This window comes from Asanoa sp. NPDC050611, from assembly GCF_040654855.1.
In the GTDB taxonomy this organism is placed as follows: Bacteria; Actinomycetota; Actinomycetes; order Mycobacteriales; family Micromonosporaceae; genus Asanoa.
Map to the genome: position 1 here is coordinate 1 of NZ_JBFAIU010000364.1, position 7448 is coordinate 7448.

6 protein-coding genes are annotated in these 7448 nt (G+C 72.5%); 5 read left to right on the top strand and 1 reads right to left on the bottom strand.

Features of this window, described 5'->3' with window-relative positions; genetic code table 11:
• A partial coding sequence (locus AB0H87_RS35040) for an ROK family transcriptional regulator (protein ID WP_360155772.1) occupies positions 1 to 1007 on the bottom strand: 1007 nt, incomplete at its 3' end.
• Between the two features lie 134 nt (positions 1008 to 1141).
• On the opposite strand from AB0H87_RS35040, the gene AB0H87_RS35045 reads away from it, so the two are divergent.
• From AB0H87_RS35045 to AB0H87_RS35065, 5 genes are all read left to right on the top strand, one after another.
• Complete coding sequence (locus AB0H87_RS35045; RefSeq protein WP_360155787.1) at positions 1142 to 2809, top strand: extracellular solute-binding protein; 1668 nt, start codon at positions 1142 to 1144, stop codon at positions 2807 to 2809.
• A 14-nt stretch (positions 2810 to 2823) separates the two neighbouring features.
• On the top strand, positions 2824 to 3750 hold the full coding sequence (locus AB0H87_RS35050; RefSeq protein WP_360155775.1) for an ABC transporter permease subunit: 927 nt from the start codon (positions 2824 to 2826) through the stop codon (positions 3748 to 3750).
• Complete coding sequence (locus AB0H87_RS35055) at positions 3747 to 4628, top strand: carbohydrate ABC transporter permease (protein WP_360155778.1); 882 nt, start codon at positions 3747 to 3749, stop codon at positions 4626 to 4628. The genes AB0H87_RS35050 and AB0H87_RS35055 overlap by 4 nt, the downstream gene beginning before the upstream one ends.
• 3 nt (positions 4629 to 4631) lie before the next feature.
• Positions 4632 to 6596 carry a beta-galactosidase gene (locus tag AB0H87_RS35060; RefSeq protein ID WP_360155781.1) on the top strand — a complete coding sequence of 655 codons (1965 nt, stop codon included), beginning with the start codon at positions 4632 to 4634 and terminating at the stop codon, positions 6594 to 6596.
• A 63-nt stretch (positions 6597 to 6659) separates the two neighbouring features.
• Positions 6660 to 7448, top strand: a 789-nt coding sequence (locus tag AB0H87_RS35065) for a hypothetical protein (RefSeq protein ID WP_360155784.1), incomplete at its 3' end; no start/stop codon positions are given.

The following is a 7448-nucleotide window of genomic DNA, read 5'->3' on the forward strand; positions in this document are numbered from 1 at the left end:
GTGCCCTCCTCGGTCACCGCGAACGTCAGCTCGACCGAGCCGCTGTCCATGACCAGGCGTTCGAGCACGTCGGCCAGCGCCCGGACGGCGGAGCCGAGGTGGCCGCCGGCCGCCGTCAACGCCGCGAGGGCGGTGGCGTCACCGGTGTGCGCCAGGGTGGCGAGCCGTTCGACGCCGGCACCCCAATCGACCGGCGGCGGCTCGCCCGGCAGTGCCGCGCGGAACAGGGCCGGCAGCCCGAGGAAGAGGTCGAGGCAGCCGCGCCGGCCACACGCGCACGAGGGGCCGTCCGGGTCGACCGTGAGATGCCCGATCGAGCCGGCGAGCCCGCGCGCGCCACGCAGCGGGCGGCCACCGGCGATGACCCCGGCGGTGACGCCGACGCCGCCGCGCAGGTGCACGAGATCGGCGCTGCCCGCGTGGGAGCCCTCGCGCTGCTCGGCCAGCACGGCCAGGGCCGCCGCGGGCGAGACGACGACATCGAACGCCGGGTCGTGCAGGCTGCGGGTGACCTGCGCACCGATGCCGTCGTCGGGCGCGCCCAGCGTGAGGCCGAGCACCGTGCGCCCCTGCCCGGTCACCTTGCCGACCACGCGCGCGGCCAGCGCCGCGACCGCCGCGACGGTGCGCCCTGCCGGCGCCTCGGGGCCGGGTGCCGCCCGGCGCCAGGTGAGCAGGCGGCCGCCGGCGAAGTCGACCGCCACCGCGCTGAGGTGGTCCGGCGCGACCTCGATGCCGATCGCGGCGTACGGCATGCCCTCCAGTGTCAGCATCGTCGCGGGCCGGCCGATCCGGCTGCCCACGAGCCCGGACTCGCGCAGCAGCCGGCGCTCGATGAGGTCGGTGACGAGGCTCGAGACCGTCGCCTTGTTGAGTCCCGTCGCCGCCGCGATGTCCGCCCGTGAGCACGGGGCGTGCGCGCGGACGTGCCGGAGCACGAGGGCCAGGTTGGTCACCCGCACGTCCACCAGGTCGGTGGGCCGGGTGGCCGCGGGCAGGCCGATCATGCGCGCTCCAGGGTCATGGGTGCCACTATGCCGCACCGGTCGGCGCGGCCGTAATCGTCTCTTGTGGTGGATCTGACCGTCGACTACTTTGTTTGGCTACAAGCCAAACTAAATGTGGGAGGAGCGCCGTGACGATGGACACGGGCGCCACCAGCCGGCGCACCTTCCTGCGGCTGGTCGGTTACAGCGTCACCGCGGCCGCCGGCGCGGGACTCCTGGGCGGCTGCGGCGACAAGGCCGCCGAGGGCGGGGCCACCCAGAAGCTGGACGCCCTGGCCGGCGTCCTGCCCGAAGCGGGCCCGCTGCCGGCGGGCATCCCGACGCCGGACATCGTCAGCACCCGGCCGGTCGCCGACGGCTACACGCGGTTCCCCGGGACCCTGGTCGACGCCGTCGCGCAACAGCCGGGCGCGGGCGGCAAGCCCATCAGCGCGATGACACCGGCCTGGGGCCCGGCACCGCCCAGCGGCGCCGACAACGGCTACCTGACCGCGGTCAACGCCAAGCTCGGGACACCCGTCGAGTTCAGTGTCCAGGACGGCAACACGTACGCCGAGAAGCTCGGCGCGGTCCTCGGCGCGCGGGACGTCCCGGACCTGCTCTGCGTGCCGGGCTGGGAGGTCTCGAAGCTGGCCCGCTTCGGCGACGCGGTGCAGGCGCTGTTCGAGGACCTGACTCCGTTCCTGGCGGGCTCGGCGGTCAAGGCGTACCCGATGCTGGCCACGCTGCCGGCCGGTGCCTGGCGCAACGCGTGCTGGAACGAGCGGCTGATGGCCGTGCCGAACCCGACCGACAACCCGTTCCCGTTCGTGCTGTTCTACCGCAAGGACCTGCTGGGCAAGGCGAGCCTCGGGCCGCCGACCTCGCTCGCGGAGCTGCACGCGACCGGCAAGGCGGTCACCGACGAGCGCAAGGGTGTCTGGGCCTTCGACAACATCTTCGCGATGGTCCAGATGTTCCACAAAGCGCCCGGCAGCAAGGACGGCTGGCGGCTGAAGTCCGACGGCACGCCCGAGTTCAAGTACGAGACACAGGAGTTCCGGCAGGCGGCCGAGTTCATGGCGAAGCTCTACGCCGAGGGCCTGGTGCACCCCGACGTCGTCGCGAGCCGGGGCGCCGACGCCAAACAGTTGCTGCAGAGCGGGAAGATCCTGTTCAAGCAGGACGGCATGGGCATGTGGCAGCCCATGCAGGCCGAGCAGCAGAACGTCACGCCCGGCTTCGACGTGGCGCCGGTGCCCCTGTTCGCCGCGGGTGGCGGCACCCCGCTCGCCTGGGGCGACGACGAGCCGATCTCCTACACCTTCGTCAAGAAGGGCCTCGGCAAGGAACGGGTCGAGGAGATCCTGCGGGTGGTCAACTGGTGCTCCGCGCCGTTCGGCACCAACGAGTTCAACCTGCGCGAGTTCGGCGCCGAGGGCAAGCAGCACACGCGTGGCCCGGACGGGCCGGTCAAGACCGACCTCGGCTTCAAGGAGATCCAGAACCAGTACTTCTTCATCAGCGGCCGCAGCCCGGTCGTGCAGCCGACGCCGCAGACCCCGAAATACGTGCCCGACATGCTGGCGTACGCGAACGCCACCGTCACCAACCTCGAGAAGGACCCGTGGGACGGCCTGAAGTTCGAGATGCCGGCGAAGTACAAGGCCGGGCTGGTGCCCTCGGAAGACCAGATCAACGACATCCTCCGGGGCCGGCGGCCGCTGTCCGAGCTCGACGCGGTGGTCAAGGAATGGCGGGCCAACGGTGGAGACGAGGCACGGGAGCTGCTCGGCAAGGCGCTGGCCGACGCCGGCCGATGAAACGCCGGCGCCGCGTGCCCTTTCGGGCGCGGCTGCGCCGGGACTGGCCGCTGCTGGCGATGGTCCTGCCGGGAGCCCTGCTGTTGCTGGTCTTCCACTACGTGCCGGTGCTCGGCAACGTCGTCGCGTTCCAGGACTACAACCCGTACATCGGCGACAGCCCCCTGCAGGCCTTGCTGGGCAGCCCCTTCATCGGCCTGGAGAACTTCCGTGCCTTGTTCGCCACGCCGGCGTTCTGGGACGCGCTCCGGAACACCTTGTCGATCACCGCGTTCCAGCTGGTGTTCTTCTTCCCGCTGCCGATCGCGCTGGCCCTGATCCTCGACAGCATCATGTCGAAGCGGGTCCGCTCGTTCGTCCAGACCGTCGTCTACCTGCCGCACTTCTTCAGCTGGGTGCTGGTCGTCACCTTCTTCGTGCAGATGCTCGGCGGCGCGGGACTGCTCGCCCAGGAGCTGCGCCAGGCCGGCATCGACCCACCGGAGATCATGACCAACCCGGACACGTTCATCCTCCTGGTCACCGCCGAGGTGGTCTGGAAGGACGTCGGCTGGGGCACGATCGTCTTCCTGGCCGCACTGTCGACAATAGACCCGCACCTGTACGAGGCGGCCGCGGCGGACGGAGCCGGGCGGTGGCGGCGGCTGTGGCACGTCACGCTGCCCGGCCTGCGCCCGGTCATCGTGCTCCTGCTGATCCTGCGGCTCGGTGACGCGCTGTCGGTGGGCTTCGAGCAGTTCCTGCTGCAGCGCGAGGCGGTGGGCCGGCAGGCCGCCGAGGTGCTCGACACGTTCGTCTACTACCACGCGATCACGACCGGCGACTACGGCTTCGGCGCCGCCGCCGGCCTGTTCAAGGCGGCCGTCGGGCTGGTGCTGATCCTGCTCGCCAACAAGGTCGCCCACCTGTTCGGCGAACGGGGGGTGTACGCCCGCTCATGAGGCCTGTCTGGGAGGAGCCGCCCAGCGTCGCCGGTCAGGTGGCCAAGGGCTCGGTGCTGACCGCGGTGGTGCTCGTCGTGCTCGTGCCGCTGTGGGTCGCGCTGGTCACCAGCGTGTCCTCGCGCGAGACCATCAACGCCTCCGGCGGCCTCGTGGTGGTGCCGCGCGGAATCGACCTATCCGCGTACCGGATCATCTTCTCCGGCGGCCAGATCAGCCAGGCGTTGTGGATCAGCGTGCTGGTGACGGTCTGCGGCACCGCGGTGAGCCTGCTGGTCACCGTCCCCGCCGCGTACGGCCTGTCCCGCCCCGGCTCGGTCGGCCACCGTGGCCTGCTCTTCTTCTTCCTGCTGACGTTCCTCGTCCACCCGGGCCTGGTGCCCAGCTACCTCGTGGTGACCGGGGTCGGTCTCAAGGACACCCTGTGGGCGCTGATCCTGCCCAGCGCGCTGAACGTCTTCAACTTCGTCGTCGTGCGGGCGTTCTTCCAGAACCTGCCCGGCGAGCTGCTCGACAGCGCCCGCGTCGACGGTGCCGGGGAGCTGCGGATCCTGTGGCGGATCGTGCTGCCGCTGTCGAAGGCGGTCGTCGCCGTGGTCGGTCTCTTCTACGCCGTCGGCTACTGGAACATCTGGTTCACGGCGCTGCTCTACATCGACGACAACGAGAAGTTCCCGATCCAGCGCGTCCTGCAGACGTTCATCCTCGCCGGGCAGACGCCACAGACGTCGGGCACGGCGGTCGGCACCGCGCTGCCGCCGACGCTGGCGATCAAGATGGCGGTGGTCGTCGTGACCGTCGCGCCCATCGCCGCCGTGTACCCGTTCGTGCAACGGCACTTCACGCGCGGCGTGATCCTCGGTGCCGTCAAGGGCTGACCGGTGTTCTACGGCGGCGACTACAACCCTGAGCAGTGGCCCGAGCCGGTGTGGCGCGAGGACCTCGCGCTCATGCGGGCCGCCGGTGTCACGGTGGTCACCGTCGGCGTCTTCGCCTGGTCGGTGCTGGAACCGTCGCCCGGCCGGTACGCGTTCGGCTGGCTCGACACCGTCCTGGATGGACTCGCGGGCGCCGGCATCCGGGTCGCGCTGGCCACACCCACCGCCGCCCCGCCGCCGTGGTTCAGCCGGCGGCACCCGGAGACGCTGCCGGTCGGGCCCGACGGCATCCGGCGCAGCCCCGGCAGCCGCGACACCTACTGCGCCAGCGCCCCCGCGTACCGCGCCGCGGCCCGCCGGCTCGCCGGTGCGCTGGCCGAGCGGTACCGCCGCCATCCCGCGCTGGCCCTGTGGCGGGTGCACAACGAGTACGGCACGACCTGCCACTGCGACCTGACCGCTGACGCCTTCCGCGGCTGGCTGGAACGCCGCTACGGCAGCCTCGACGCGCTCAACGACGCGTGGACCACGACCTTCTGGAGCCAGCGGTACGGCGACTGGGCGGAGATCCTGCCGCCCCGGACGACGCAGTATCTTCCCAACCCCGCACAGGTGCTGGACTTCCGCCGGTTCACCTCCGACGAGCTTCTGGACGCGTACCGCGAACAGCGCGACGTGCTCCGCACCGTGGCCCCCGGCGTGCCGGTCACCACGAACTTCGTGCTCGGCGACTGGGTGCCCGTCGACCACCTCCGCTGGTCCCGCGAGGTCGACCTGGTCGCCGTCGACCACTACCCGGCCGAGTCCGGGCCGGCCGCCGAGGAGGAGGCCGCCTTCCTCGCGGATCTCGCCCGCGGCTGGGCTCTGGACGGGACGGGGCGCCCGGACTGGTTGCTGATGGAGACCGCGCCCAACCTCGTCTACACCCGCGGACGGATGCACGCCAAGGAGCCGGGCCGGATGACCCGGCACGCGCTCGCCGCGGTGGCGCGCGGCTCCCGCGGTGCGATGTTCTTCCAGTGGCGGGCCCCGCGGGGCGGCGCCGAGGTCTTCCACGCCGCGATGGTGCCGCACGCCGGTGCCGAGACCCGGGTCCATCGCGAGGCCGCGGCCCTCGGCGCCACGCTGGCCAGGACGGCCGAGCTGCTCGACGCGGCGGTCGAGGCCAGGGTCGCCGTCGGGTTCCACGAGCCGTCGCAGTGGGCGCTGGACGCGACCGTGCTGCCGTCCAGCGCGGTCGACCACCGCACCGAGGCCCGGCTGGCCCACCGGGCGTTGGCCCGCGGGGGACTGACCTGCGACGTCGTCGGTGGCCTGGACGGGCTTTCCCGGTACGCGGTGCTCGTGCTGCCCTGCTGGTACCTGCTCACCGACGAGCAGTCCGCCACCCTGGCGGGCTGGGTGACCGGCGGTGGCCGGCTGGTCGCGACCTACCTGACCGGAGTGGCCGACGACCGGGCCCGCGTTCACCCGGGCGGCCGTGCCGGCGCGCTGCGTGAGCTGCTCGGTGTGCGCCTGGAGGAGGTCCATCCGCTGGCCGAGGGCGCGGGCCGGGCGCTCTCCGGCGGTGCGAGCGGCAGCCTCTGGAGCGAGACCGTCCACCTCACCGGCGCGGACGCGACCATCCGGTACGAGGACGGCCGCCCGGCCGTCACCCGCCACCGGGTCGGGTCGGGCGAGGCCTGGTACCTCTCCACCCGGCTCGACGACGAGGCCTACGTGGCGCTGCTCGGCGCGGTCGCGGAGGGCGCCGGGGTGCTCCCGCGCAGACCGCCGCCGCCGGCCGGGGTGGAGGTCGTTCGCCGCACGCGCGACGGTCGCGGCTGGCTCGTCGCGATCAACCACGGTGAGCGGCCCTACGACCTGCGGGCCGACGGCCTCGATCTGCTCACGGGCGAAGCCGTCACAGCAGGCGACCCACTGCGACCGGGCGCCGCGGTGGTCGTCCGTGAGGGCGCCGGGCCGTGAGGAAGCTCAACTCGCCGTACCGTCGCATGATCTTGGGTTTTGTGGTGATGTTGCCGTGTGATCGTGACCCGACGCCGGGTGGTCGGCGGTGCGCTGGCCGCCGCGGCGACCAGTGCGTTCGGCACCGCGGGCGCGGGCTACTACTTCTCCGGCGAGCTGCTCGGCGTCGAACACCTGCAGGAGCTGGTCGTGCGGGCGCTCGCCGTCGACGGCGACGAGGTCACGCTCAGCCGCGACGACGACACCGCCAAGCCGATCGCGCTCGGCCTGCTCTGGCCCGACGGCGGGGCCCGGCTGACGGCGGAGGTGCGGGTCGACGGAGACACCGTCGTGCGCCGGGTCGACGAGGTGGTCGCCGGGGAGCTGCGGCCGGGGTTCAAGGTCGCGGTCGACTACAACGTGTTCGGCACCGATCCGAAGACCGCGTTCGGGCTCGACTACGCGACCGTGCCGGTGGCGGGGGAGCTGGGCGACCTGCCGGCGTGGCTCGTGCCGCCGCCGGGCGGCCACCGGCCCGGCATGTGGGCGATCGCCGTGCACGGCCGGGGCGGCAGCCGGCACGAGGCGCTGCGCGTTCTGCCCGACGTCGTCAAGGCCGGGCTGACCATGCTGGTGATCGGCTACCGGAACGACCCGGACGCGCCGGCGAGCCCGGACGGCTACTACCACCTCGGTGACACGGAGTGGCGGGATCTGGCCGCCGCGATCCGGTACGCCCGGGAGCACGGGGCGACCGGCATCGTGCTGTTCGGCTGGTCCTACCGCCGTACGCCGAGTTCGGACACCTGGCGGCCGCGGGTGCGGCTCAGGCTGACCAGGACCGTTAGCGCGAGCAGCCCGACCACGAGGCTG